The organism is uncultured Roseicyclus sp., from assembly GCF_937892565.1.
Classification (GTDB): domain Bacteria; phylum Pseudomonadota; class Alphaproteobacteria; order Rhodobacterales; family Rhodobacteraceae; genus Roseicyclus.
The window spans coordinates 75,606-100,454 of sequence record NZ_CALAHQ010000066.1 but is presented as its reverse complement, the minus strand read 5'-3'; the positions used below and the strand labels follow the sequence as shown (position 1 = coordinate 100,454).

Genomic DNA, 24,849 nt, shown 5'->3' with positions numbered 1-24,849 from the left:
TTGTCGATGGCCACCTCACGCCCCCGCCTTGCCGTTCGCGGCATTCTTCTGATCGATGATCGGCTGCTCATGGTCAACGCATGGGGCGGCGGCAAAAGCGACCTGCTCTGCGCACCAGGCGGCGGGGTCGAGATGCACAGCTCGCTCCCCGACAATCTGATCCGCGAATTCCACGAGGAAACCGGGCTGACCATCACGGTGGGGGCACCCTGTCTGGTGAATGAATTTCACGCACCGGTGCATGATTTCCATCAGGTCGACATCTATTTCCGCGTACGCTTGGTGGCGGGCGATCCGCTGGCGCCCTGGACCGATCCCGAAGGCATCGTGACCCAGCGACATCTGATCGCGCGCCACGACATGCACCGCTACCGCTACAAGCCCGACAGCCTGCCCGATGTGGCATGGTCGGACGGCTGCATCTTTTACGACGCGCTCGAACCGCTGGTGCGCTGAGGCCACAGGCCCCAGCCGATGCCCCCCAGCACAACCGCGCCCGCCAGAACCATGTCGAACGTCGGGCTTTCCGTCAGGACGACCACGCCACCCAAGGCCGCGATCACCGGCACGCAAAGCTGCGTCAACCCCGCGACCGATGCCCCGATGCGCGGGAGCACATGGTACCACAGCGCATAGCCCAACCCCGATGTGATCGCCCCCGAGATCACCGCCAGCGCCATGCCCGCAAGCGTCGCCTCATTGACCGTGCTGCCGCCTGTTTGCACCAGCACGGCCAGAAACCCCAAGACCACGGCCCAGACGAAAGCCGCGCCCGTGTCGCCCAAGGGATCGGCCGATCCGCGCCCGATCAGCGAATAAAGGCCCCAGCCCAGCGCCGCAGCCACCATCGAACCAACCGCCCAAAGCGGCGGGCTTGCCGCGTCATGGCCCGGCCAGACCAGCCAGACCAGCCCGACCAGCGCCATCCCCGCCCCCAGCCAGCGCCGGGCAGGCGGCCGTTCGCCCAGGATCAGAGCACCCGCAAACATCGTCACCTGCACACCACCAAACAAGATCAGCGCGCCAAGCCCCGCATCCATCGCCAGATAGGCCAGCGAAAACCCGATCAGATAGCTCGACAGCATCACCCCGCCCAGAATCCGGCGCGGTGCCAAGACCGGCAAGCGCCCGCCCGTAAGCCGGATCAGCATCACCAGGACCCCGGCGCCAGCCACGGCGCGCAGCAGCGCGAAATCCAGCGCCCCGATCTGGCCCGCGCCCACGGCAGCGCGGTTCAGGACCGAATTGGCCGCAAAGGCCAGCATCACCAGCGCCGTCAGCGCCACCAGCCTCATGACAGCATCCGCGCCGCCAGCGCCCCCGCCAGATGCGACACCCGCCCCCCCGCAATGGTGCCACAGATCGCGCCCTGTTCGTCCATGATCGTCAGATCGGCGCGCGCACCCGGCGCGATGCGGCCGCGATCGTGCCAGCCCATCACCCGCGCCGGGCCAGATGACACCAGCCCCCATGCCGCCGCCCAGCCGATCCGCGGGGCCAGTTTCAGCGCCGCGCGCGCCAATGTGGGATAATGGTAATCCGACACCAGCGCATCGACCAACCCGGCCTCGATCAGCGCTTCGGCGGCGACCTTGCCGCTGTGGGACGCGCCGCGCACCACATTGGGGGCACCCATGATCACCGGCTCATCCGCTGCCTTGGCCGCGCGGGCCGCGTCGAGCGTTTCCGGAAACTCGCACAGATCGGCGCCCAGCGCCCGAAACCGCGCGCGGTCGGCGGCGGTGTGGTCATCATGGCTGCCCATGCGCACACCCTGCGCCGCCAGTTGCCCGGCCACCCGACCCAGCGCATCGGCAAGATCGGGACCATTTGCATGCAGCCTTTCCAGCAAGCGCGCATGATCTTCGGGCGCGCGGCCCGCTTTCAGCGCCTGTCCTGTCAAGCCGGGTGGGCGCTTGCCTTGCGACAAATGCTTGTGCGGCAGATGGTCGTTCCAAACGACATAGGAAATGCCCGCCCGCTGCACGAATGCGACCATTGCATCAAGCGTGTCGATCATGTGGGTCTCGACCCGCAACTGAAGATGCATCTGCGTCAGGGTCCGGGCGCCGTGCAGCGCCGCGGCCAGGGTCCGGGCGAAATCGGGGCCGCGCATGCCGCCCTCCCAGCTCCAGAACTGGGCCAGAACGGCGGTGGTGATGCCTGCGGCGCCACATTCGGCATCGAGCCCCGACAGACCCGCCGCAGGGGTATCGACGGCCCCACGCCGGGGCGCCATGTGCCGCTCGAAACCGTCGCCATGCAGATCGATGATGCCGGGCAGGATGCGCCATCCGGTCAGATCGATCTCGCGCCCGCCATGTTCGCCGATCCGGCCTTCGGCGATGCTGATCGCATCCCGGCGCAGACCATCGGCAAACAAGATCTCGCCACCCGTCAGGCGCAGGGGCGGCAGATCAGGCATCGGCATAGGCCCGCGCGATCAGGGCGGCCACATCCGCCTCGGCCAGGCCCGCGGCCATGGCCGCTGCGATCATCGCGCGGGCGGCCTCCAGCGTCGGGGTCGGCACACCGAATTCAGCCGCGACCCGGCGAAACACGGCATTGTCCTTGGCGGCACCCTGAATGGGAAAGCCCACGCTGCGATCATGGCCCAGCATGCGCGGCAGACGATCTTTCAGCACCGGTGCCCCGGCCGGTCCGCCGCTCAGGATCGTCAGGGCGGTTTCCAGGGGCACGCCCGCACGGGCAGCGACCGCCATCTGTTCGGCAAGGGCAGCGAAATAGCTTTGCATCATGGCGTTGTTGATCGACTTCATCACCAGACCCGCGCCCAGTGGCCCGACGTGAAAGATGCGCCCCGACAGATGCGCCAGCACCGCCTCGGCACGGGCAGCGGCCGCAAGATCACCGCCGATGAACACCCCGCAAGACCCCGCCACAACCATTTCCGGCCCGCCCGAAATGGGCGCATCGACCAAGGCCGCACCGGCCCGCGCGACCCGGTCTGCAAAACCCGTGAGCGTGGCGGGGGCTATGGTGCTGGTCTCGACGATCAGCCGCCCGCCCAGATCACGCGCCAAAAGCGCCGCCAGCATCCCGGCCACGGCCGCATCGTCAAACAAGCTCAAGACCAGCGTATCGGCGCGCGCGATCAGATGGTCCAGATCAGGGGCGGCAGGCACATCCGGCACCGACCGCCCGCTGCGCGTCCAGCCGATGACGGGCAGTCCAAGGGCCGCAAACCGCGCCGCGATGGCGCTGCCCATCCGGCCCAGCCCGATCACCCCGATCCTGTCCATGCTTGCCCCTTTTTGCGACGCGCACCTGACCATGCCATGCCCCCCAAGGCCCGGCAACCACAGCCACGCCGCAAAACAAAAAAGGGGCCGCGCAGTGCGGCCCCTTTCCCTGATCCCCCGAGGCGGATCAGATCACATCATGCCGCCCATGCCGCCCATGTCGGGCATGCCGCCGCCGGCTTCGTCTTTCTTGGGCTTGTCGGCCACCATCGCTTCGGTGGTGATCAACAGACCCGCGACCGATGCCGCATCCTGAAGCGCGGTGCGCACGACCTTTGCGGGGTCGATCACGCCGAACTTGAACATGTCGCCATATTCTTCGGTCTGCGCGTTGAAGCCGAACTTTGCATCCTTGGATTCACGGATCTTGCCGGCAACGACCGAACCGTCGACGCCTGCGTTGTCCGCGATCTGACGCAGCGGTGCTTCCAGCGCGCGGCGCACGATGGCGATGCCGGCATCTTGATCGGGGTTGTCGCCCTTGACACCGCTCAGCGACTTGGCGCCCTGAACCAGAGCCACGCCACCGCCGACAACGATGCCTTCCTGAACCGCGGCGCGGGTCGCGTTGAGCGCGTCATCAACGCGGTCCTTGCGTTCCTTGACCTCGATCTCGGACATGCCGCCGACGCGGATGACGGCCACGCCGCCAGCCAGCTTGGCCACGCGTTCCTGCAGCTTTTCCTTGTCGTAGTCGGAGGTGGTTTCTTCGATCTGTGCGCGGATCTGGCCAACGCGGGCTTCGATCTCGGCCTTGGCACCAGCACCGTCCACGATGGTGGTGTCATCTTTCTTGATGACGACCTTCTTGGCGCGGCCCAGCATGTCAAGCGTGACGCTTTCCAGCTTCATGCCCAGATCTTCGGAAATCACCTGACCGCCGGTCAGGATCGCAAGATCTTGCAGCATGGCCTTGCGGCGATCGCCAAAGCCCGGCGCCTTGACGGCGGCGATCTTGAGGCCACCGCGCAGCTTGTTGACCACAAGCGTCGCCAGCGCTTCGCCTTCGACATCTTCCGAGATGATCAAAAGCGGCTTGCCCGACTGGATCACCGATTCCAGCAAGGGAACCATCGGCTGCAGCGACGACAGTTTCTTTTCGTGCAACAAGATCAGCACGTCTTCCAGTTCGACGGCCATCTTGTCAGGATTGGTGATGAAATAGGGCGACAGGTAGCCGCGATCGAACTGCATGCCTTCGACGACCTCAACCTCGGTCTCAAGGCCCTTGTTCTCTTCGACGGTGATGACGCCGTCATTGCCGACCTTCTGCATCGCGTCCGCAATCATGCGGCCGATCTGGGCCTCGCCATTGGCAGAGATTGTGCCGACCTGGGCGACTTCGTCGCTGTCGGCGACAGCGCGCGAGGACGCCTTGATGTGGTCGATGACCTTGTGCACGGCCAGATCGATACCGCGCTTGAGATCCATCGGGTTCATGCCGGCCGCGACCGACTTCATGCCTTCGCGCACGATGGCTTGTGCCAGAACCGTTGCGGTGGTGGTGCCGTCGCCGGCCTCGTCATTGGTGCGCGAGGCGACTTCCTTGACCATCTGCGCGCCCATGTTCTCGAACTTGTCTTCCAGTTCGATTTCCCTGGCGACAGTCACACCATCCTTGGTGATGCGGGGTGCGCCGAAGGATTTTTCAATCACGACGTTGCGGCCCTTGGGGCCGAGCGTCACCTTGACGGCATCGGCCAGAATGTTGACGCCGCGCAGCATGCGGTTGCGGGCATCGGTCGAAAATTTGACGTCCTTAGCAGCCATTGTGGGCTCTCCTTGGATTATCGTTGAATGTATGGATCGGAAACGGGCGCTGATGCGCCCTCAGGCTCAGGCGGTAACGCCGAGAATGTCCGATTCCTTCATGATCAGAAGCTCTTCGCCATTGATCGTGACCTCGGTGCCCGACCATTTGCCGAACAGAATACGGTCACCGGCTTTGACAGCCATGGCGATCAGCTCACCGGAATCCTTGCGCGCGCCGGGGCCGCAAGCGATTACTTCGCCTTCGGAGGGCTTTTCCTTGGCGCTGTCGGGGATGATCAGGCCGCCCTTGGTCTTATCGTCAGACGCGATGCGGCGGACCAGCACACGGTCATGCAGCGGTTTGAATGCCATCTCTCGAACACTCCTCTCGGGTTCGTTTCATCTTGATGTTGGCACTCACGTGTATCGAGTGCCAACATCAGGCAGATAAGCAGTGACCCGAGACGTGTCAACGGGCCCACGACCCAAAAACACACCCCATCCCCAACATGGCGCGGGCATGCCGCGGGCGCGACCGACTGCCCCGTGACAAGCCCGCCCCCCATCGCTATGAGGGCGGCATTTCCACTGTGCCAGCTTGAGAGAGACGCCATGACAACGCTCGTATTCGGCCACAAATCGCCCGACACCGATTCGACCGGGTCGCCCATCATCTGGGCCTGGTATCTCAACGAAATCCGTGGCGAGGCCGCCGAGGCCGTGCTGTTGGGCGAGCCCAACACCGAAGCGGCGTTCTTGCTGGCGCGCTGGCAATTGCCAAAGCCGCGTATCATCACGGATGTTGCAGCGGGCCAACCGGTTGTGATCGTGGACACGAACAATCCCGCCGAATTGCCCGCGGGCATCAACGCGGCCGATATCCGCGGCATCATCGACCATCACAAGCTGGTGGGTGGTCTGGAAACCAAGGGCCCGATCGAGATCCGGATGGAGCCATTGGCCTGCACCGCCACGATTTTGCACAAGATGATCGGGGCCGACATGGCCCACGCCCCCGACTGGATCAAGGCCACGATCCTGACCTGTATCTTGTCGGACACGCTGGAATTCCGCAGCCCCACCACCACCCCCGACGATCGCGCGCTGGCCGAAGCCCTGGCCGCCGACCTGGGGATCGACATCGCGTCCTACGCCGCCGAAATGTTTGCGGCCAAATCCGATGTCTCGGCCTTTACCGAGGCGGAACTGCTGCGCATGGACAGCAAGGAATACGCCGTCGGCGGCAAGCAATTCCGCGTCAGCGTGCTGGAAACCACATCGCCCGCCACGGTCTTGTCGCGCAAGGATGCGCTGATGGCGGCCATGCCAAAGGTCGCAGCCGAGGATGGCGCCGATCAGGTGCTGTTGTTCGTGGTCGATATCTTGCGCGAAGAGGCAACGCTGTTGGTGCCCAATGATCTGGTCGCCCGGATTGCCGCGAAAAGCTTTGGCGCGGATGCCGATGGCGCCGATTTGGTCGTTTTGCCCGGCATCATGAGCCGCAAGAAGCAGATCATCCCCAACCTCGCGCTTTAGGCCGCGCGGCGGAACCCGGTTTGGGGGGCCGCGCATCGGTGCCGACCATTTTGTAGCCGCAAGGCTGGCGGCATCGGCGCGCCTGTCGTATGGGGGGGCACGCGCAAAGGAGCCCGCCCATGACCCGCATCCTCGAAAGCCTTGCCGAGATTTCGGCGCAATATGACGCGCTCTTTTGCGATCTGTGGGGCTGTGTGCATGACGGGATGCGCGCCTTTCCAGAGGCGGTCGCGGCCTTGCGCGCCTACAAGGCCCAAGGTGGCATCGTCGTTCTGGTGACCAATTCGCCCCGCCCCCGCGCCAGCGTGGCCCGCCAGCTTGACCGCATGGGCGTGCCAGCCGATTGCTGGGATGTGATCGCCACCTCGGGCGACAGCGCGCGCGCCGCGATGTTCGCGGGCGTGGTGGGCCAAAAGATCTGGCACATCGGCGAGCCACAGGATTTGTCCTTTTTTGAGCCGATGGCGCTGTTGGACAGCCCCGTCACCATTGAACTGGTGCCGCTGGCCGAGGCGGAGGGAATAGTGTGCACCGGCCCCTTTGACCCGATGGCCGAGCCAAGCGTGATGCGGCCCGAATTCTTGCTGGCCAAGTCGCGCGGGCTGAAACTGTTGTGCGCCAATCCCGATATCGTCGTCGACCGCGGTGACACGCGGGAATGGTGCGCGGGCGCGCTGGCACGGCTTTACACCGAGATGGGGGGCGAGAGCCTCTATTTCGGCAAGCCGCACCCACCGATCTATGATCTGGCGCGGCGGCGGCTGGCGCAGTTGGGCCATTCGGTGCCCGATGCGCGCATTCTGGCGGTGGGCGATGGCATCCACACCGATGTGCAGGGCGGCATGGGCGAAGACATCGACACAATGTTCATCACAGGTGGGCTTGCCCGCGAGGAAACGGGCACCACCCGGCAGCCCGACCCGGGCAAGCTGGCGCAGTTCCTGACCGGGGTGCAGCTGGAACCCAGCTATTGCATCGGCATGCTGCGCTGAACAGCCGGTTTCGCCGCGCTTTGCGCGCCGACCCGTGGGGGGACGCTGTCCCCCCACACCCCTCTGGAGTATTTCCGAAGCAAAGATTGTATAGTGACAGCGCAACATAATTACTTAATTGCGTCCGATAGTATTGCTTTATTACTTTCTGCATTGCAGGTCACGGCCGATCGGAGTATGGATGGCCCATCATGCAGGAGTCGCCGCCCATGCTCGACAACATCACGACCGGAACGATCGTCATCGAGGATCTGGAGATCGGGATGAAGCGGTCGCTTCAAAAACTGGTCACCGATCACGATATCGAGTTGTTCGCCCAGGTTTCGACCGATCGCAACCCGGTGCATCTGGATGATGACTATGCCCGCGACACGATCTTTGAGGGACGCATCGCGCATGGGATGCTGACTGCGGGGCTGATCTCGGCGGTGATCGGCGAGCAATTGCCGGGGCATGGCACGGTCTATCTGGGCCAGACGCTGAAATTCATGGCCCCCGTGCGGCCCGGCGACATGGTGCTGGCCGAGGTCGAGGTGACCGAGATCGATCATGCTCGCCGCCGCGTGACGCTGGCCACCCATTGCAAGGTGGGCAAGACCGTCGTGCTGAAAGGCGAGGCGGTGGTTCTGGCGCCTTCGCGCAAGTTCGACTGACGCGGCACGCGCTTGCGCATCGGCGCGGGGGCGGCTACGCCATGGCGCATGCGGATCCTGCGCGACCCTCAATACACCCGCCCGCAAGATCGCGGGGCATCAGCCGCCATCGGAAATTTCGATGGCGTCCACCGTGGCCATTGCCATGTGATCGACCTGGCCCGGCGCCCGGACGCGCCCTTGGGCGTCGTCACATTCGAGCCGCATCCGCGCGCGTTCTTTGCCCCCGACGCCCCCCCCTTTCGGCTGATGAATGCCGCCGCCCGCGCCCATCGGCTGGAGAAGCTCGGCGTCGAGATATTGGCGGAATTGCCCTTTGACGCGCGGCTGGCGGCGCTGTCGGCCGAGGCATTCGCCCGCGATATCCTGGCCCGGGGTCTGGGATTGAGCCATGTGGTGGTCGGCGCCGACTTCTGCTTTGGTCAGGGCCGCACTGGCACCGCGCAGATGCTGCGCGACCTGGGCAAGACCTATGGGTTTGAGGTCAGCATCGCCGATCTGGTCACAGCCGAAGCCGGCGCCGTGTCGTCGACCGCGATCCGGGCGGCGTTGTCGGAGGGGCGCGCGCGCGATGCGGCCAGCATGCTGGGCCATTGGCACCGGATCGAGGGGCAGGTTCTGCATGGCGACAAGCGTGGCCGCGAGCTGGGCTATCCCACGGCGAACATGGCGCTGGACGGGCTGCATGTGCCAAAACTCGGGGTCTATGCGGTGTTGGTCGATGTGCTGGACGGGCCGCACAAGGGCACCTATCGCGGTGTGGCCAATCTGGGCATCCGTCCGATGTTCGCGCGGGCCACGCCCAATCTGGAAAGCTTTCTGTTCGATTTCTCGGGCGATCTTTACGGCTGCACCCTGTCGGTGGGTCTGGTGGAATGGCTGCGCGGTGAAATGCGCTTTGATGGGCTGGGCGCGCTGATTGCGCAGATGGACCGCGACAGCACCGCCGCGCGCATCGCGCTGGAGCGACCATGAGGGACCGCTTTTGGGAACGCGTGCCGATGACACGGATGACCGAAGCCGAATGGGAGGCGCTGTGCGATGGCTGCGGCAAATGCTGTCTCAACAAGCTCGAGGATGAAGAGACGGGCGAGGTCGCGCTGACGCGGGTGGCGTGCCGCTTGCTCGATGATGAAAGCTGCCGCTGCGGGCAGTATGAGATCCGCAAGACATTGGTTCCCGAATGCATCCGGCTGACGCCGCAGACGATGGGCGATGTCGCCTATTTCATGCCACAGACCTGTGCCTATCGGCTCTTGCATGAGCGCAAGCCGCTTTTCTGGTGGCATCCGCTGGTCTCGGGCGACCCCGAAAGCGTGCATGCGGCGGGCGTCAGCGTGCGCGGCTTGTCGGTGCCCGAATTCGAAGTGCCCGAGGAAGAGTGGGAAGATTACATCATCGAGGAGCCGGGCACATGATGTTTGCCAGCGACAACACCGGGCCAGTGCATCCAAAGATCATGGCGTCTGTGATGGCCGCCAATGATGGCTATGCGATGCCCTATGGCAATGACGCCATCACGGCGGCCGCCCGCGACGCGGTTCGCGCGCTGTTCGAAGCACCTCAGGCGGCGGTCGAATTCGTGGCCACCGGCAGTGTGGCCAATGCCTTGGCGCTGGCTTGCCTTGCCAAGCCTTGGGATGGCGTGTTCTGTCACCGCACCGCCCATGTCGAAGAGGATGAATGCGGTGCCCCCGATTTCTATTCCGGGGCCAAGACCATCCTGATCGACGGGCTGGATGGCAAGATCACCCCCCAAGGTCTGGAGGCAGCGATCGGCCAATGCAAGGCGCGCGGCGTGCATGGCGCCCAGCCCGGGCCGGTGACACTGACCAACATCACAGAACGCGGCACAGCCTATAGCCTGGCCGAGATCCGCGCGATCACGGCGGTTGCGCACGCCCATGGCCTTGCCACGCATCTGGACGGCGCGCGCTTTGCCAATGCCTGTGCCGCACTTGGATGCAGCCCGGCCGAGATGACATGGCAAGCAGGCATCGATGCGGTCAGCTTTGGCGGCACCAAGAATGGTTGCATGGGGGTTGAGGCGGTGGTGATGTTCGACCCCGCGCATGGCCGCGAACTGGCATTGCGGCGCAAACGCGGTGGGCATCTGTTTTCCAAACACCGGTACCTGTCGTCGCAAATGGTGCCTTATTGCGACAGCGGGCTTTGGCTTGAAATGGCGCACTCGGCCAATGCGCGCATGGCGCAACTGGTGCAGGGGCTGGCGCGAGTGCCGGCTGCGCGGCTGGCCCATCCGGTGGCGGGCAACCTGGCCTTCATCGATGTACCGCGCGCAGCCCACATTCGCGCCTTTGCGGCGGGGGCACAGTATTATCTGTTCGGCGGCACGCCCGAGGATGGGCCGGGCGACGCCGCCCTGCGTTGCCGGATCGTGTGCGATTGGGCCAAGACGCCCGAGGATGTGGATCGCTTGCTCACCGCTTGGGCGGGGTAGCGTTTTCCGCAAGGAAAACGCACTGGAAACCTCAAGGTTTCCCGTGCGGAAAACCCGGGTTTTCCGCCCCGCTCAAACGAGCGCGCGGCGCATTTCGGCCGCGACTGCATGCGGGTGGGTGATCGGGGCCATGTGCCCTGCGCCCGGGATGATGCAGCGTCGGGTCCGTGGCATGGCGGCCGCCAGAGCGGCCTGTATCTCGGCGATGACGGGCGGGGAATTGGCGCCGTCGATCAGCAGCACCCGACAGCCAATCCGGCTCAAGCCCGGCAACAGCCCTGCGCGGTCTTGATGGAGCGCGGGCGCGCTTGCCGTCACGACCCAGATTTGCGCAATCAGCGCGCGTCGGGCCGCATCTGGCATGGTGTCGAACGGCACGGTTCCGCCCCAAAGGCTGAGGAAAAGCCGGGTTGCGTCCTCGAACCGGCCCGCATCGATCAGACCCGGCAGCGGTGCCATGGCGGCCTCATGCGCCCGCCATCCGGGCTGACCCTGCGCGGCGGCAAAGAGAACCGGTTCAATCAGCGTCAGGCTTGTGACGCGATCGGGATGCTCCAACGCCAGCCTGAGCGCGACGGTCGCCCCAAAGCTGTGGCCGATCAGGTGGCAAGGCGCCTTGGGCAGATGACCACAGGCGGCCTCGGTCGTTTGATCGTGGAAATCTTGCGCCCGGTCCCAAGCGGGGCCGCGACCATGCCCCACCAGATCGGGTGCGACCAGATGCAGCCGGTCGGACAGGGCATGTGCCACACCGTCCCACGCGCCCGAATGGGCCATCGAACAATGCAACAAGAGCGCCTGCTCTGCCCCCTGCCCCCAGTGGCGGGAAAATCCCGTCACAATCGGCCGGACAAGAACAGATCCAGATCCTCGATCCGGTCCTGACCCCAGAATTTCTCGGACCCATCGACGATGTAGAAGGGCGCACCAAAGACACCGGCAGCCACCGCATCCTCGGTGTTGCGGGTGTATTCCTCGGCGCCCGCCAACATGCCCATTCCCGCAAGCGCCCGGTCATAGCCCGCCTCGGCCAGACAATCGGCGATCACCGCATCCTCGGCGGTGTCACGCCGGTCGCGCCAGACGGCGCCGGTCAGCGCATGCACCAGCGCCCCCGGATCCCCCCCGCCCGCGCCCAGCGCCGCGATAAAGGCATAGGCCGAAGGCGCGCCATTGACCGCGCGGAACGGCGGATCAAGATCCATCGGCAGGCCGTACTTGGCCGATTGGCGGCGCAATTCCTGTGCGCGCAGATCCAGCCGCGCGGGGTGACGATCCTTGGGGGCAACGCCACCCGTGCGGGGCAGAACGCTGCCCAGAAGATCGACGGGCTTGTAGGCGATGCTGGCACCATGGCGCGCGGCGACTGTCTCCATCCTGAGACCGGCAAGATAGGTAAAGGGTGAAATGGTCGAGAAATAGTAATCGATATGGGACATGGGACGGTGCCTTCCTTTTCGGCTTTGCGCGGACACTAGACGGGTGCTAGGGGGTGTCAACATCTCGCGCTGGGGACCGCGCGACGCTGGCTGCCACAAGGAACACCCATCATGCCCGCACAAGATCCGAAACTGATTTCCGGTAACGCCAATCGCACCCTTGCCGAGGCGATCTCGCGCCGGATGTCGATGCATCGCGGCATGCAGGTGGGGCTGGTTGACGCGCGCGTCGAACGCTTCAACGACGGCGAGATTTTCGTCGAGATGTTCGAGAATGTGCGCGGCGAAGACATGTTCATGATCCAGCCGACATCCAAGCCCGCCAACGACAATCTGATGGAGCTGCTGATCATCACCGATGCGCTGCGCCGGTCATCGGCCGCGCGCATCACGGCGGTTATTCCCTATTTCGGCTATGCCCGTCAGGATCGGCGCACCAAGGCGCGCACCCCCATCACGGCCAAGCTGGTGGCCAACATGATGGTGGCCGCCGGTGTCGAACGGGTGTTGACCATGGATCTGCACGCGGCCCAGATTCAGGGGTTTTTCGACATTCCGGTCGACAATCTCTATGCCAGCCCGATCTTTGCGCTGGATATCTTGCATCAGTTCAATGGCGACATGTCCGATGTGATGGTGGTCTCACCCGATGTGGGCGGCGTGGCACGGGCACGCGAATTGGCAACGCGGATCGGTGCGCCACTGGCCATCGTCGACAAGCGGCGTGAAAAGGCGGGCGAGGTCGCCGGCATGACGGTCATCGGGGATGTGACGGGCCATAAATGCATCATCGTGGATGACATCTGTGACACCGCCGGCACGCTGTGCAAGGCCGCCGATGTCCTGCTCGAGGCGGGCGCGACCGAGGTGCATGCCTACACCACCCATGGCGTCTTGTCGGGCCCTGCGGTTGAACGGATTTCGGGGTCGGTGCTGAAATCGCTGGTCACCACAGATACGATCGAGGCAACCGCCGCCGCCAAGGCGTGTTCACGCATCCGCGTGGTGCCGACGGCCCCCATGTTCGCGCAAGCCATCGTCAATATCTGGAACGGCACCAGCGTGTCGTCCCTGTTCGATGCCGCCAGCATCGTGCCAATCTACGAAGGGCTTTATCCCAAAGGCACCTGGGGCCGCTGAAGCACTGAGCCGCAACACGGCGGTGCGCCAGAGCGCGCACCGAGCCCCCGCGGCGGCGCTACAAGTCCCAATCATCATCGCCCGCGATTTCGCCCAGCGCCATCCAATCGGCGCGGATACGTGCGACGCGGCTGTCACCCCATGTGCGAAACACCAGATCAAAGCCCTTGGGCGTGATCGCCTCGGCGCTCAGATCGGCGCGCTGGTTGGTGTTTCCATCCATGTCCCACATCGAAATGGCCACATGAACCATGGGCACAGCCCGAAAGGGTTCGGAAAACGAAACCACACGTCGTTTTTCGCGTGGGCCTTCGCCCACCCACATTGACCCGTTGTCGGCGAAATCGCTGAACAACAGAACCGATCCCTGCTCGACCCCGATCAGATGCCGGAGGTAACGTTTCATCATTGGACCACAATGCCCGATCTTTGCCCGCATTTACCAAGACGCTCGTGTCCCACAGGTAAACACATGCACACCCCTGACATCAGCTTAAGAAAAAAGGGCCCCTGCGCAAGCCGCAGGGACCCTTATTTTTTGGACCGGTGCGGTATCAGCCCGCCAGTTGTGCCTTGGCTGCTTCCAGATCCGCCAAACGCTTGGCCGCGACATTGACGGCCGGGTTGGTGGCATCGGCGGCACGCGCCTTGTCATGGGCCGCGCGGGCCTCGGCGATGAAGCCTTCCATCAGTTCGGTTGTCACCTCGCTGACCGGCAAGGCCTGTTCGGCCAGCACCGTGACCGAGGGGCCCGCCACATCCGCAAAACCGCCGGTGACGAAATACGCCGTCTCAGCAGCGCCTTCGCCGCCCTGGACCCGCAAGATACCGGGACGCAGCGTGGTGATCAGCGGTGCGTGATCGGCCATGGCCGTCAGATCCCCATCGGTCGCGGGGATCTGCACGGCATCCACCGCGACCGACGCAAGGCGCCGTTCGGGTGCGACCAGATCGAACTGCATCTTCTGTGCCATAAGGCCCCCTTACGCGGCCTCGGCCGCCATACGTTCCGCCTTTGCGATCACATCCTCGATGCCGCCGACCATGTAAAAGGCCGCTTCGGGAAGATGGTCAAACTCGCCGGCGACGACGCGCTTGAAGCTGTCGATGGTCACGGCCAGCGGCACCTGAACGCCGTCTGATCCGGTAAACACCTTGGCCACGTCGAAGGGCTGGCTGAGGAAGCGCTGGATCTTGCGGGCGCGCGCCACGGTCAGCTTGTCCTCTTCGGACAGTTCATCCATGCCAAGGATGGCGATGATGTCTTGCAGCGACTTGTAGCGCTGCAAGATGCCCTGGACGTCGCGGGCGACCTGATAATGCTCCGTGCCCAGGATCTGGGGATCCATCAGCCGCGAGGAGCTGTCGAGCGGGTCCACCGCCGGGTAGATGCCCAGTTCCGAGATGGCGCGCGACAAGACGGTGGTCGCGTCAAGATGGGCAAAGGTCGTGGCGGGCGCGGGGTCTGTCAAGTCGTCGGCAGGAACGTAAACGGCCTGGATCGAGGTGATCGATCCCGACTTGGTCGAGGTGATGCGTTCCTGCATCGCGCCCATGTCGGTGGCCAGCGTCGGCTGGTAGCCCACAGCCGAGGGGATACGACCCAGCAGCGCCGACACTTCGGAGCCTGCCTGCGTGAAGCGGAAGATGTTGTCGACGAAGAACAACACATCGGTGCCCGAGGCATCGCGGAACTGTTCGGCCAAGGTCAGGCCGGTCAGCGCCACACGCGCCCGCGCGCCCGGAGGCTCGTTCATCTGGCCATAGACCAGAGCCACTTGGCTTTCCGAAAGGTTGTCGGGCTTGATCACGTTGGATTCGATCATCTCGTGATAGAGATCGTTGCCTTCGCGGGTGCGCTCACCCACGCCGGCGAACACGGAAAAGCCCGAATGCACCTTGGCGATGTTGTTGATCAACTCCATGATCAACACCGTCTTGCCGACGCCGGCGCCGCCGAACAGGCCGATCTTGCCGCCCTTGGAATAGGGGGCCAGCAGGTCGACCACCTTGATACCGGTCACAAGGATTTCCGATTCGGTGGCCTGTTCGCTGAATTCCGGTGCGGGCTGGTGGATCGAGCGGTATTCATCTGCCTCGACCGGGCCGCCTTCGTCCACGGGTTCGCCCACCACGTTCAAGATGCGCCCCAGCGTCGCGGTGCCCACGGGAACCATGATCGGGCCGCCGGTGTCCGTGACCTTCTGGCCGCGCACCAGACCTTCGGTGGCATCCATCGCGATGGTGCGCACGGTGCCTTCGCCCAAATGCTGGGCCACTTCCAGCACCAGCCGCTTGCCGCCATTGTCGGTGGTCAGCGCGTTCAGGATCTCGGGCAGGTGTTCATCGAACTGCACGTCGACGACGGCGCCGATGACTTGGGTGATTTTTCCGACTGCGTTTGCCATGTCGTGTCTCCGGTTCTTAGAGCGCTTCAGCGCCCGAGATGATTTCGATCAGCTCGTTGGTAATCACGGCCTGACGCGAACGGTTGTATTCGATGGTCAGCCGCTCGATCATGTCACCTGCGTTGCGGGTCGCGTTGTCCATTGCGGACATGCGCGCACCCTGTTCCGAGGCGGCGTTTTCCAACAGCGCGGTAAAGATCTGGGTGGCCACCCCGCGCGGCAACAGGTCTTCAAGCACGGCCTCTTCGGACGGCTCGTAGTCATATTGTGCGCCGACTTCGGCCGCGCCATCGGGCGCGTCGAACTGGGCCGGGATAATCTGGGTTGCGGTCGGCACCTGGCTGATGACCGACTGGAACCGATTGAAAAAGATGGTGGCGACGTCGAATTCGCCCGCATCGAACAGGCCCAGCACGTCCGTGGCGATGCGCGCGGCCTCCGCATAGCCCAACCGTTTCACATCGCTCAGATCGACATGGCCGATGAACCTGTCGGACTGATCGCGGCGGAGTTGCTCACGGCCCTTCTTGCCGACGGTCAGGATCTTGACCGTCTTGCCCTGACGCGTCAGCGCTTCGGCACGGTTGCGGGCCAGCCGCACGATGGTCGAGTTGAACCCACCGCACAGCCCGCGTTCAGAGGTCATCACAACCAGAAGATGCACATCAGACCGGCCCGTGCCCGCCAAAAGCCGGGGCGCGCCGTCGGAATTGCCCACCGATTGCGCCAGACCGCTCATCACGGTCTGCATACGCTCGGCATAGGGGCGCGCCATCTCCGCCGCTTCTTGCGCACGGCGCAGTTTGGCGGCGGCGACCATCTGCATCGCCTTGGTGATCTTGCGGGTCGATTTGACCGACGCGATCCTGTTCTTGAGATCCTTGAGATTGGGCATCTGTCAGATCCCTCAGGCGAAATCGGCGGCGAATTCGTTCAGAGCAGCCTTGATCTTGTCGGATGCGTCGCCCTTGATCTTGGGGTCGGCGGTGGTGATCCAGCTGAGCAGATCGGGGCGCTTGCTGCGCAGAAAGGCCACCAGACCACGCTCGAACGGGCCGACCTTGGACACGGGCAGCTTGTCGAGATAGCCGTTGATGCCCGCGAAAATGACGCAGACGATTTCCGCGTTGGTCAGCGGCGAATACTGCGGCTGCTTCATCAATTCGGTCAGACGCGCGCCGCGGTTGAGCAACCGCTGGGTGGCGGCATCAAGATCAGACCCGAATTGAGCGAAAGCCGCCATCTCGCGATACTGTGCCAGTTCCAGCTTGACCGAACCCGCAACCGATTTCATCGCGTTGGTCTGGGCGCTCGATCCCACGCGCGACACCGACAGACCGGTGTTCACGGCAGGGCGGATACCTTGGAAGAACAGTTCCGTTTCCAGGAAGATCTGGCCGTCGGTGATCGAGATCACGTTGGTCGGAATAAAGGCCGACACGTCGCCGCCCTGCGTCTCGATGACGGGCAGGGCTGTCAGTGAGCCCGAGCCATTGTCTTCGTTCAGCTTGGCCGACCGCTCCAGCAGGCGGGAGTGGAGATAGAACACGTCGCCGGGATAGGCTTCGCGACCCGGCGGGCGGCGCAACAGCAGCGACATCTGGCGATAGGCCACGGCCTGCTTGGACAAATCATCATAGATGATCAGCGCATGACGGCCATTGTCGCGGAAGAACTCGGCCATCGCGGTTGCAGCATAGGGCGCAAGGAACTGCATCGGTGCAGGGTCGGATGCGGTTGCGGCCACGACGATGGTGTATTCCATCGCGCCGGTTTCCTCGAGCTTCTTGACCAGCTGCGCCACGGTCGACCGCTTTTGACCGACGGCAACATAGATGCAGTAGAGCTTCTTGCTTTCGTCATCGCCTGCGGCCTGGTTGTAGACCTTTTGGTTCAGGATCGTATCAAGCGCCACGGCGGTCTTGCCGGTCTGGCGGTCACCGATGATCAATTCGCGCTGGCCACGGCCGATCGGGATCATGGCGTCGATCGCCTTGAGGCCGGTGGCCATCGGCTCATGCACCGATTTGCGCGGGATGATGCCGGGCGCCTTCACATCGGCGATGCGACGTTCGGTCGTGGCGATCGGGCCCTTGCCATCCAGCGGATTGCCAAGACCATCGACCACGCGGCCCAAAAGCGCGTTGCCGGCGGGCACGTCCACGATCGACTTGGTGCGCTTGACGGTGTCGCCTTCCTTGATGTCCCGGTCCGAACCGAAGATCACGACACCGACGTTGTCGGCTTCAAGGTTCAGCGCCATGCCGCGGATGCCGCCGGGGAATTCGACCATCTCACCGGCCTGGACATTGTCCAGACCGTAGACGCGCGCGATCCCGTCGCCGACCGACAACACCCGGCCCACTTCGGCCACTTCGGCGTCCTGGCCGAAATTCTTGATCTGGTCCTTCAGGATCGCAGAGATTTCTGCAGCTTGGATCGCCATGTTAACCGACCTCTTTCATCGTGTTCTGGAGTGCGTTGAGCTTTGCCTTGACCGAGGTGTCGATCATGGTCGAGCCCAGCTTTACGACAAGACCGCCGATAAGGCTTTCATCGACGGTCGCATTCAATTTGACATCCCGGCCCACAGACGCGGCCAGAACCTTGGCCAGCTTGTCGGCCTGGGTCTTGGTCAGCGCCTTGGCTGACACGACATCGGCTGTCACCTCGCCCTTGTCGGCGGCGATCTTGGCGCGCAGCGCGCGCAACAAGGCCGGCAGAATGAACAGGCGGCGCTTTTGTGCCATCAGGCGCAGCGTGTTGCCCGTGATCCCATGCAGCCCCATCGCAGCCGCAAGCTTGCCCATCGCCGCTTCGGTCGCGTCGCGCCCGTAGAGTGGCGAAGTGATCACATCGCGCAAATCCGCGCTGCTGGCCATCGCGGCTTCCAAGGTGGCCACATCGCTTTCCAGCGCGTCCAGAACACCCTCACCCTTGGCCAGATCGAACACGGCCGTCGCATAACGGGCTGCAATGCCGGTCGAAATTGAAGCTGGTTCGCTCACGTCCACCCTTTCTCATATAGGTGGCCCGGAGAGGGCGCGCAGACGCCCCCGGGCAAATCGCATCATGGCAGCAAAAGGCGGCCGTTTTCTGTAAAATCGCCGGTGGTGTAGCAGAGCCCCCGCAATGCTGCAACCGCGATACACTGTGCTGGCCCAGAAGGAAAATCCCAGCAAAACAAGGCAAAGACCGCATGTCCGGGATATGCGACGCTTTGACCGCACCAGATCGAAGCGCCCGGCGACAAAAGATCGGTCGCGTTTGGCCAGCGGAATCATGGGTGACACAGACGGATCTGCCCATGCCCTGCGGCATCGGCCCCAAGGCCCGGTCGCATGGGCGGTCATGCGCCCCTCAGGCGATGCCAGACGGGGTGATGATGTGACGCTCACGCCCAAGGCCTGTGACGGCTGACGCCCCCACAGGTGCAGGCGTCCCTTCCAGCACCTTGAGCGGCTGGCGCATCCGTTCGGCCAGACCCGGCCGCGTTGGCGCATGCACCCGCTTTGAAACCTCCAGCAAGATCACCCCGCCCGCATAATGGCGCGACAGGCGCGCGCCCATCTTTTCCACCAATTCGGCCGACCGCAGCCAAAAGCGGTGGTGGGACGGCGGCGCAAACAGGGCGGCGGCATGGCGTTCGGGCGTAAAGTCGTGGCGCTTCATCTGTGCCTCGAGCTGGCCCAGCGAATAGGGCCGCCCAAAGCCAAAGGGCGTCGCGTCGCGTCGCGCCCAAAGCCCCGAACGGTTCGGCACGATGAACAGCGCCTTGCCCCCCGGGCCCAGAACGCGGGCACATTCCTCCAGCACGGCGGTGGGATGTTCGGATGTTTCCAGCCCGTGCAGGCACACGACCTTGTCGGCCAGACCCGTCGGCAATGGCCACAACCCCTCGCGGCACAAGAGCGAAACATTCTCGGACCCCGCCGGCCAAGGCATTACGCCTTGCTGGGCGGGCATCACCCCGATCACGCGGCGCGCTTGCCCCAGATAGGGGCGCAACAGCGGCACGGCAAAGCCAAAGCCCACCACCGTCTGACCCTGCGCCTCGGGCCAGAGCGCCAGCATGCGATCGCGCACCGCTTTTTGCGCGATACGGCCCAGCTGGGTCCGGTAATAGAATTGCCGCAAATCCGTGACGTCGAGATGCATTGCACTAGCTCTGATGGTGCGCGAGGCTATCGCCCTGTGTCCAAGTTTGACCGAAGGAGCCGAAAAATTCCATGCCCGATACCGGCCCGGCACCCGAAATCGTCACCATCCCCTGTCTCAAGGACAATTACGCCTATCTGCTGCATGATCGGGCCACCGGCGCCACCGCCGTGATCGATGTGCCGGACGCCGCCCCGGTCGAGGCGGCGCTGGCTGCGCGCGGCTGGCATCTGACGGATATCGTGATCACGCACCACCATTGGGATCATGTCGATGGCGTGGCGGCCCTGCGCGCGGCCAGCGGTGCGCGGGTATGGGGGGCAGCGGCCGATGCCCATCGCCTGCCGCCGCTCGATCATGCCCTGACCGAAGGGGATCAGGTCGTCATCGGCGCACTGAGGGGCCATGTGATCGATGTCTCGGGCCACACCATCGGCCATATCGCCTGTCACTTTCCGCAGGCCAATGCCGTCTTTACCGCCGACAGCCTGATGGCGCTGGGCTGTGGCCGCCTGTTCGAAGGCACAGCGGCACAGATGTGGGACAGCCTGCAAAAGCTGGCCGCCCTGCCCCCCGAAACGCTGGTGTGTTCGGGTCATGAATACACGATGAGCAATCTTCGTTTTGCACGCACCATTGAACCGGGCAATCCTGCGCTTATCTCACGCGGCATGAAGATCGAGGCCGCGCGCGCCGCCGATCGGCCCACAGTCCCCTCGGTGTTGTCCGAGGAGCTTGCAACGAACCCTTTCCTGCGTGCAGCCGACCCGGGGATTGCCCAGCATCTGGGCCTTGCCGGTCAGGCGCCCGTCGACGTCTTTGCCCGGATCCGCAGCCTCAAGGATTCGTTTTGAGACGTCAGCCGCACCGCGTGCCCAAAGTTTGGGCACGACAGACGGAGGCAAGGGATAGAGGGCCATCTTGGCCACGCACACGAAACCTTGCGCAGTTTCCCCTTGAAACAGGCGCACAGAAAGCGAAGCTTGTCACCAAGAGGCCATGATCGGCGAGGGGCCGCCCGCCCCGTCCGATGCACGAGTAAAGGAGCACGCCCGTGCCATCTTTTTCAACCACACTTGAGCAGGCCATCCATGCGGCGCTGGCCAACGCGAATGCGCGCCGCCATGAACTGGCAACGCTGGAGCATCTGCTTCTGGCGCTGCTGGACGAGCCCGAGGCCCGCAAGGTCATGCTTGCGTGTTCGGTCAATATCGAGGCGCTGCGCGAAACGCTGGTGGCCTTTATCGATGATGACCTGTCCACATTGGAAACCGATGTCGAAGGTTCCGAGGCCGTTCCCACCGCCGCGTTCCAGCGGGTGATCCAGCGCGCCGCGATCCATGTGCAATCTTCGGGCCGCACCGAGGTCACAGGCGCCAATGTGCTGGTCGCGATCTTTGCCGAACGGGAAAGCAATGCAGCCTATTTCCTGCAAGAACAGGACATGACGCGCTATGACGCGGTCAATTTCATCGCCCATGGCGTGGCCAAGGACCCGTCCTATGGCGAAAGCCGCCCGGTCACCGGCGCCACCGACACCGAAGAAGAAACCCGCGCCGGGTCGCAAACCGGCACCGAAGGCGGCGATGCCAAGGATTCGGCGCTGGCCAAATATTGCGTCGATCTGAACGCCAAATCGCTCAAGGGCGATATCGACCCGCTGATCGGGCGTGCCGCCGAGGTGGAACGCTGCATTCAGGTACTGTGCCGCCGCCGCAAGAACAACCCGCTTCTGGTGGGTGATCCGGGCGTGGGCAAAACCGCCATCGCCGAAGGTCTGGCCAAAAAGATCGTCGAAGGCGAAACGCCCGAGGTGCTGGCCCATTCCACCATCTATTCGCTCGATCTGGGCGCGCTTCTGGCGGGCACCCGCTATCGCGGCGATTTCGAAGAGCGGCTGAAAGCGGTCGTCAAGGAGCTTGAAGATCACCCCGATGCGATCTTGTTCATCGATGAGATCCACACCGTCATCGGCGCGGGCGCGACCAGCGGCGGGGCGATGGATGCGTCGAACCTGCTCAAGCCTGCGCTTCAGGGCGGCAAGCTGCGCTGCATGGGATCGACCACCTACAAGGAATTCCGCCAGCATTTCGAAAAGGACCGTGCGCTGTCGCGCCGGTTCCAGAAGATCGATGTGAACGAACCCACGGTCGAAGACACGATCAAGATCCTCAAGGGTCTCAAGCCCTATTTCGAGGATCATCACGGCGTCAAATACACCGCCGATGCGATCAAGGCGGCGGTGGAGCTGAGCGCGCGCTACATCAACGACCGCAAGCTGCCCGACAAGGCCATCGATGTGATCGACGAGGCCGGCGCAGCCCAGCATCTGGTGGCCGAATCCAAGCGCCGCAAGACGCTGGGCGCCAAGGAGATCGAGGATGTCGTGGCGAAAATCGCCCGCATCCCCCCCAAGAACGTCTCCAAGGATGACGCCGCCGTGCTCAAGGATCTGGAGGTGACGCTCAAGCGCGTCGTCTTTGGTCAGGACAAGGCAATCGAGGCGCTGGCAAGTTCCATCAAGCTGGCGCGCGCGGGTCTGCGCGAACCGGAAAAGCCCATCGGCAACTACCTGTTCGCGGGCCCGACCGGCGTGGGCAAGACCGAGGTGGCCAAGCAACTGGCCGACACGCTGGGCGTGGAGCTGTTGCGCTTTGACATGTCGGAATACATGGAAAAGCACGCGGTTTCCCGCCTGATCGGCGCACCGCCGGGCTATGTGGGCTTTGATCAGGGCGGGCTTTTGACCGATGGGATCGACCAGCATCCCCATAGCGTTCTGCTGCTCGACGAGATCGAGAAAGCCCACCCGGATGTGTTCAACATCTTGTTGCAGGTGATGGACCACGGCACGCTGACAGATCACAACGGGCGCAAGGTCGATTTCCGCAACGTGATCTTGATCATGACCTCGAACGCGGGCGCGGCCGACATGCAAAAGGCCGCGATAGGTTTCGGCCGCGACAAGCGCGAGGGCGAAGATACAGCCGCCATCGAGCGCACATTCACGCCGGAATTCCGCAACCGGCTGGATGCGGTGATCAGCTTTGGCGCGCTCCCGCGCGAGGTGATCATGCAAGTGGTCGAGAAATTCGTTCTGCAACTCGAAGCGCAGCTGATGGATCGCAACGTCACCATCGAACTGACCGAACCCGCCGCTGCGTGGCTTGCCGAAAAGGGCTATGATGACCGGATGGGTGCGCGCCCGCTGGGCCGCGTCATTCAGGAACACATCAAGAAACCCTTGGCCGAAGAACTGTTGTTCGGCAGGCTCGCCAAGGGTGGCAATGTCAAGGTCAGCGTCAAGGACGACAAGATCGACCTGCAGATCGATCCGCCCAGCGCGCCGCGCATCACGGCGAAAAAACCGCCGCTTCTGACCGCCGACTGATCCTCCGGCCCAGAGCGCACAAGACAAGGGCCCGGCGCCATGCGCCGGGCCTTTTTGTTGGTGCCTTTGGCAAAAGCCTGCGCGTCAGCGTTCGGTCAGCTTCAACTCGATCCGCCGGTTCTGGGCGCGGCCCGTCACGGTGGTATTGGGGGCAATCGGGTTGAATTCGCCAAAACCGGTGGCCGCCAGCCGGTCGGCAGGAAAGCCCAGCTGCTCGGACAGATAGAGCACGACCGACAGCGCGCGCGCCTGGCTCAACTCCCAATTCGACAGAAACGCCCCCGTTCCGCTGAGCGGCCGGTCATCGGTATGGCCATCCACGCGCAAGATCCAGTCGATGCCTTCGGGGATCTCTTCAGCCACTTGCGACAAAAGGCTGGCGACATTGGCGATCTGCAATAGCCCCTCGGGGGCCAGATCGGCCGAGCCCACTTCAAACAGCACCTCGGAGGAAAACACGAATCGGTCGCCTTCGATGCGGACCCCCTCGCGCCCTTCCAGAAGGCTGCGCAACCGCCCGAAGAATTCCGAGCGATAGCGCTCCAGCTCCTGGGCTTCGGCGGCAAGGCGGGCGGCCTCGGCGGCCTCGAATTCGGCCACGCGGGTCTGTTGCGCGGCAAGCTGGGCCAGCGCGGCGTTCAGCTGTGAGCCAAGCGTTGCAATCTGCACATCCGCCGCGGCATCCTCGGCGGCCGAGGCATCGAGCAGGCCCTGAAGCGCACCAAGCTGCTGGCGCAAGGCAGCCACTTGTTCGTTCAGGAGCGCGACCTGTCGCTGGCTTTCGGCCGAATCCGCCTCGGCCCGGGCCAGTTCGGCATTGGCCACGGCCAACAATGCCGCGCGCCTTTCCGCCTCGGACAGGGCAGCGGCGCGGGCGGCCTCGATTTCGCCCAGATCACCCTGAGCGGCCCGAGCGGCGGCCAGAAGCGTCAAGGTCTCTTCGGCCCGGCGGCGCTGTTCCTCCAACGCCAGCGTCAGCGCGGTCAATTCGGCATCCGCGTCTTGCAACCGCGCGCGCAGCGCCTCGGCGGCGGCGGCTTCGGTCAGCCGGGCGATCTCGGCCTCGGACAATTCCGCCTCAAGCGCGGTGATCTGGCCCGCCTGCGTCTCGGCATCGGTTTCAAGGCTGGCAATCAGCGCCTCGAGCGCCTCACGGCGGGCCGCAGCAAGGCGGGCCTCCTGGGCGGCTGTGTCGATTTCCGAACGCGCGCTGGCCAGTGCCAGTTCCAGCGCTTGGGCAGCCGTCAGGCTCTCGGCCAATTCAGCGGCCACCGTATCGCGTTCGGTGGACAGTTGCGTATTGGCTGCGATCAAGGCGGCCACCTGTGCTTCGAAATCCGCGATCAGCGCGCCTTGGGCGGCCAATTGCCCCTCGGCGGCGGCGAGCGATCCGGTCAGCGTGGCCACCCGGCTTTCCAGATCGCCGGCCCGCGCTTCTTCCAGCCCCAAGGCCAGCGACAGGGCGTTAAGCTGCGCGTTCAGGCTGGCAAGCTCATCATCCTGGTTGTTGATTTCTTCCGACAGCACGAATTGCACGACCATGAATATGGTCAGCACAAAGATCATCACCATCAACAGCGCTGTGATCGCATCGACGAATCCCGGCCAGATCGGCCCCGAGCCCCGATTACCCGCGCGGCGCTGAAAGGCCATCGC

The 24,849-nt window shown here is 64.1% G+C and carries 25 protein-coding genes; 10 read left to right on the top strand and 15 right to left on the bottom strand.

Annotated elements, in window-relative coordinates; genetic code table 11:
• Nucleotides 1-6: 6 nt before the first annotated feature.
• Nucleotides 7-456 (top strand): NUDIX hydrolase, encoded by a 450-nt coding sequence (locus Q0094_RS08745; protein ID WP_297617913.1) that lies wholly within the window; start codon nt 7-9, stop codon nt 454-456.
• On the opposite strand, the gene Q0094_RS08740 is transcribed toward Q0094_RS08745, so the two are convergent.
• The 5 genes from Q0094_RS08740 to Q0094_RS08720 all read right to left on the bottom strand — a co-directional run bounded on the left by Q0094_RS08740 (nt 426) and on the right by Q0094_RS08720 (nt 5,387).
• Nucleotides 426-1,295, bottom strand: coding sequence for a DMT family transporter (locus tag Q0094_RS08740; RefSeq protein ID WP_297617910.1), 870 nt, complete (start codon nt 1,293-1,295; stop codon nt 426-428). The two genes, Q0094_RS08745 and Q0094_RS08740, sit on opposite strands and share 31 nt — an antisense overlap.
• Entirely contained in the window at nt 1,292-2,425 is a 1,134-nt protein-coding gene (locus Q0094_RS08735; RefSeq protein WP_366940251.1) for an alpha-D-ribose 1-methylphosphonate 5-triphosphate diphosphatase, read from the bottom strand. Before Q0094_RS08735 ends, Q0094_RS08740 begins: the two co-directional genes overlap by 4 nt.
• Entirely contained in the window at nt 2,418-3,263 is an 846-nt protein-coding gene (locus Q0094_RS08730) for an NAD(P)-dependent oxidoreductase (RefSeq protein ID WP_297617904.1), read from the bottom strand. The genes Q0094_RS08735 and Q0094_RS08730 overlap by 8 nt, the downstream gene beginning before the upstream one ends.
• Before the next feature lie 132 nt (nt 3,264-3,395).
• Nucleotides 3,396-5,033, bottom strand: coding sequence for a chaperonin GroEL (gene groL, locus Q0094_RS08725; protein ID WP_297617902.1), 1,638 nt, complete (start codon nt 5,031-5,033; stop codon nt 3,396-3,398).
• Nucleotides 5,034-5,099: 66 nt separating this feature from the next.
• Entirely contained in the window at nt 5,100-5,387 is a 288-nt protein-coding gene (locus Q0094_RS08720; RefSeq protein ID WP_297617899.1) for a co-chaperone GroES, read from the bottom strand.
• A 240-nt stretch (nt 5,388-5,627) separates the two neighbouring features.
• Here Q0094_RS08720 and Q0094_RS08715 point away from each other — a divergent pair, with 240 nt between their 5' ends.
• The 6 genes from Q0094_RS08715 to Q0094_RS08690 all read left to right on the top strand — a co-directional run bounded on the left by Q0094_RS08715 (nt 5,628) and on the right by Q0094_RS08690 (nt 10,657).
• Nucleotides 5,628-6,551, top strand: coding sequence for a manganese-dependent inorganic pyrophosphatase (locus Q0094_RS08715; RefSeq protein WP_297617896.1), 924 nt, complete (start codon nt 5,628-5,630; stop codon nt 6,549-6,551).
• A gap of 119 nt (nt 6,552-6,670) precedes the next feature.
• The gene (locus Q0094_RS08710; RefSeq protein ID WP_297617893.1) at nt 6,671-7,543 is read left to right on the top strand and encodes a TIGR01459 family HAD-type hydrolase; all 873 of its coding nucleotides are present in this window, start codon (nt 6,671-6,673) and stop codon (nt 7,541-7,543) included.
• 209 nt (nt 7,544-7,752) lie between these two features.
• On the top strand, nt 7,753-8,196 hold the full coding sequence (locus Q0094_RS08705) for a MaoC family dehydratase (RefSeq protein WP_297618251.1): 444 nt from the start codon (nt 7,753-7,755) through the stop codon (nt 8,194-8,196).
• 48 nt (nt 8,197-8,244) lie between these two features.
• Entirely contained in the window at nt 8,245-9,171 is a 927-nt protein-coding gene (locus Q0094_RS08700; RefSeq protein WP_297617890.1) for a bifunctional riboflavin kinase/FAD synthetase, read from the top strand.
• Nucleotides 9,168-9,614, top strand: coding sequence for a YcgN family cysteine cluster protein (locus Q0094_RS08695; protein ID WP_297617887.1), 447 nt, complete (start codon nt 9,168-9,170; stop codon nt 9,612-9,614). Before Q0094_RS08700 ends, Q0094_RS08695 begins: the two co-directional genes overlap by 4 nt.
• The gene (locus Q0094_RS08690; RefSeq protein WP_297617884.1) at nt 9,611-10,657 is read left to right on the top strand and encodes a low specificity L-threonine aldolase; all 1,047 of its coding nucleotides are present in this window, start codon (nt 9,611-9,613) and stop codon (nt 10,655-10,657) included. Before Q0094_RS08695 ends, Q0094_RS08690 begins: the two co-directional genes overlap by 4 nt.
• 72 nt (nt 10,658-10,729) lie before the next feature.
• On the opposite strand, the gene Q0094_RS08685 is transcribed toward Q0094_RS08690, so the two are convergent.
• Complete coding sequence (locus tag Q0094_RS08685; RefSeq protein WP_297617882.1) at nt 10,730-11,497, bottom strand: alpha/beta hydrolase; 768 nt, start codon at nt 11,495-11,497, stop codon at nt 10,730-10,732.
• On the bottom strand, nt 11,494-12,096 hold the full coding sequence (locus tag Q0094_RS08680; protein ID WP_297617879.1) for a 2-hydroxychromene-2-carboxylate isomerase: 603 nt from the start codon (nt 12,094-12,096) through the stop codon (nt 11,494-11,496). The genes Q0094_RS08685 and Q0094_RS08680 overlap by 4 nt, the downstream gene beginning before the upstream one ends.
• 111 nt (nt 12,097-12,207) lie before the next feature.
• Between Q0094_RS08680 and Q0094_RS08675 the strand changes: the two genes are divergently transcribed.
• Nucleotides 12,208-13,236, top strand: coding sequence for a ribose-phosphate pyrophosphokinase (locus tag Q0094_RS08675; protein ID WP_297617876.1), 1,029 nt, complete (start codon nt 12,208-12,210; stop codon nt 13,234-13,236).
• Between the two features lie 58 nt (nt 13,237-13,294).
• On the opposite strand, the gene Q0094_RS08670 is transcribed toward Q0094_RS08675, so the two are convergent.
• The 7 genes from Q0094_RS08670 to Q0094_RS08640 all read right to left on the bottom strand — a co-directional run bounded on the left by Q0094_RS08670 (nt 13,295) and on the right by Q0094_RS08640 (nt 19,802).
• On the bottom strand, nt 13,295-13,642 hold the full coding sequence (locus Q0094_RS08670) for an H-type lectin domain-containing protein (RefSeq protein WP_297617873.1): 348 nt from the start codon (nt 13,640-13,642) through the stop codon (nt 13,295-13,297).
• A 148-nt stretch (nt 13,643-13,790) separates the two neighbouring features.
• Entirely contained in the window at nt 13,791-14,210 is a 420-nt protein-coding gene (locus Q0094_RS08665; RefSeq protein ID WP_297617870.1) for a F0F1 ATP synthase subunit epsilon, read from the bottom strand.
• Between the two features lie 9 nt (nt 14,211-14,219).
• The gene (gene atpD / locus Q0094_RS08660; protein WP_297617867.1) at nt 14,220-15,644 is read right to left on the bottom strand and encodes a F0F1 ATP synthase subunit beta; all 1,425 of its coding nucleotides are present in this window, start codon (nt 15,642-15,644) and stop codon (nt 14,220-14,222) included.
• A gap of 16 nt (nt 15,645-15,660) precedes the next feature.
• Nucleotides 15,661-16,539, bottom strand: a complete 879-nt coding sequence (locus Q0094_RS08655; protein ID WP_297617864.1) for a F0F1 ATP synthase subunit gamma — start codon at nt 16,537-16,539, stop codon at nt 15,661-15,663.
• A 12-nt stretch (nt 16,540-16,551) separates the two neighbouring features.
• Nucleotides 16,552-18,090, bottom strand: a complete 1,539-nt coding sequence (atpA, locus tag Q0094_RS08650) for a F0F1 ATP synthase subunit alpha (RefSeq protein ID WP_297617861.1) — start codon at nt 18,088-18,090, stop codon at nt 16,552-16,554.
• Between the two features lies 1 nt (nt 18,091).
• On the bottom strand, nt 18,092-18,652 hold the full coding sequence (locus tag Q0094_RS08645; RefSeq protein ID WP_297617858.1) for a F0F1 ATP synthase subunit delta: 561 nt from the start codon (nt 18,650-18,652) through the stop codon (nt 18,092-18,094).
• A gap of 352 nt (nt 18,653-19,004) precedes the next feature.
• Complete coding sequence (locus Q0094_RS08640; protein WP_297617855.1) at nt 19,005-19,802, bottom strand: methyltransferase domain-containing protein; 798 nt, start codon at nt 19,800-19,802, stop codon at nt 19,005-19,007.
• Nucleotides 19,803-19,873: 71 nt separating this feature from the next.
• Here Q0094_RS08640 and gloB point away from each other — a divergent pair, with 71 nt between their 5' ends.
• Both gloB and clpA read left to right on the top strand, forming a co-directional pair.
• Entirely contained in the window at nt 19,874-20,656 is a 783-nt protein-coding gene (gloB, locus tag Q0094_RS08635) for a hydroxyacylglutathione hydrolase (RefSeq protein ID WP_297617852.1), read from the top strand.
• Nucleotides 20,657-20,856: 200 nt separating this feature from the next.
• Nucleotides 20,857-23,193: an ATP-dependent Clp protease ATP-binding subunit ClpA gene (gene clpA, locus Q0094_RS08630; protein WP_297617849.1), complete on the top strand. Its 2,337-nt coding sequence runs from the start codon at nt 20,857-20,859 to the stop codon at nt 23,191-23,193.
• An 84-nt stretch (nt 23,194-23,277) separates the two neighbouring features.
• Here clpA and Q0094_RS08625 read toward each other — a convergent pair whose 3' ends face one another.
• Nucleotides 23,278-24,846, bottom strand: a complete 1,569-nt coding sequence (locus Q0094_RS08625; RefSeq protein ID WP_297617846.1) for a peptidoglycan -binding protein — start codon at nt 24,844-24,846, stop codon at nt 23,278-23,280.
• Nucleotides 24,847-24,849: the final 3 nt, after the last annotated feature.

Coding starts and splice junctions, on each gene's coding strand:
- Q0094_RS08745 (WP_297617913.1), top strand. CDS start 7: ATGGCCACCTCACGCCCCCGCCTTGCCGTTCGCGGCATTCTTCTGATC.
- Q0094_RS08740 (WP_297617910.1), bottom strand. CDS start 1,295: ATGAGGCTGGTGGCGCTGACGGCGCTGGTGATGCTGGCCTTTGCGGCC.
- Q0094_RS08735 (WP_366940251.1), bottom strand. CDS start 2,425: ATGCCTGATCTGCCGCCCCTGCGCCTGACGGGTGGCGAGATCTTGTTT.
- Q0094_RS08730 (WP_297617904.1), bottom strand. CDS start 3,263: ATGGACAGGATCGGGGTGATCGGGCTGGGCCGGATGGGCAGCGCCATC.
- groL (WP_297617902.1), bottom strand. CDS start 5,033: ATGGCTGCTAAGGACGTCAAATTTTCGACCGATGCCCGCAACCGCATG.
- Q0094_RS08720 (WP_297617899.1), bottom strand. CDS start 5,387: ATGGCATTCAAACCGCTGCATGACCGTGTGCTGGTCCGCCGCATCGCG.
- Q0094_RS08715 (WP_297617896.1), top strand. CDS start 5,628: ATGACAACGCTCGTATTCGGCCACAAATCGCCCGACACCGATTCGACC.
- Q0094_RS08710 (WP_297617893.1), top strand. CDS start 6,671: ATGACCCGCATCCTCGAAAGCCTTGCCGAGATTTCGGCGCAATATGAC.
- Q0094_RS08705 (WP_297618251.1), top strand. CDS start 7,753: ATGCTCGACAACATCACGACCGGAACGATCGTCATCGAGGATCTGGAG.
- Q0094_RS08700 (WP_297617890.1), top strand. CDS start 8,245: ATGCGGATCCTGCGCGACCCTCAATACACCCGCCCGCAAGATCGCGGG.
- Q0094_RS08695 (WP_297617887.1), top strand. CDS start 9,168: ATGAGGGACCGCTTTTGGGAACGCGTGCCGATGACACGGATGACCGAA.
- Q0094_RS08690 (WP_297617884.1), top strand. CDS start 9,611: ATGATGTTTGCCAGCGACAACACCGGGCCAGTGCATCCAAAGATCATG.
- Q0094_RS08680 (WP_297617879.1), bottom strand. CDS start 12,096: ATGTCCCATATCGATTACTATTTCTCGACCATTTCACCCTTTACCTAT.
- Q0094_RS08675 (WP_297617876.1), top strand. CDS start 12,208: ATGCCCGCACAAGATCCGAAACTGATTTCCGGTAACGCCAATCGCACC.
- Q0094_RS08670 (WP_297617873.1), bottom strand. CDS start 13,642: ATGAAACGTTACCTCCGGCATCTGATCGGGGTCGAGCAGGGATCGGTT.
- Q0094_RS08665 (WP_297617870.1), bottom strand. CDS start 14,210: ATGGCACAGAAGATGCAGTTCGATCTGGTCGCACCCGAACGGCGCCTT.
- atpD (WP_297617867.1), bottom strand. CDS start 15,644: ATGGCAAACGCAGTCGGAAAAATCACCCAAGTCATCGGCGCCGTCGTC.
- Q0094_RS08655 (WP_297617864.1), bottom strand. CDS start 16,539: ATGCCCAATCTCAAGGATCTCAAGAACAGGATCGCGTCGGTCAAATCG.
- atpA (WP_297617861.1), bottom strand. CDS start 18,090: ATGGCGATCCAAGCTGCAGAAATCTCTGCGATCCTGAAGGACCAGATC.
- Q0094_RS08640 (WP_297617855.1), bottom strand. CDS start 19,802: ATGCATCTCGACGTCACGGATTTGCGGCAATTCTATTACCGGACCCAG.
- gloB (WP_297617852.1), top strand. CDS start 19,874: ATGCCCGATACCGGCCCGGCACCCGAAATCGTCACCATCCCCTGTCTC.
- Q0094_RS08625 (WP_297617846.1), bottom strand. CDS start 24,846: ATGGCCTTTCAGCGCCGCGCGGGTAATCGGGGCTCGGGGCCGATCTGG.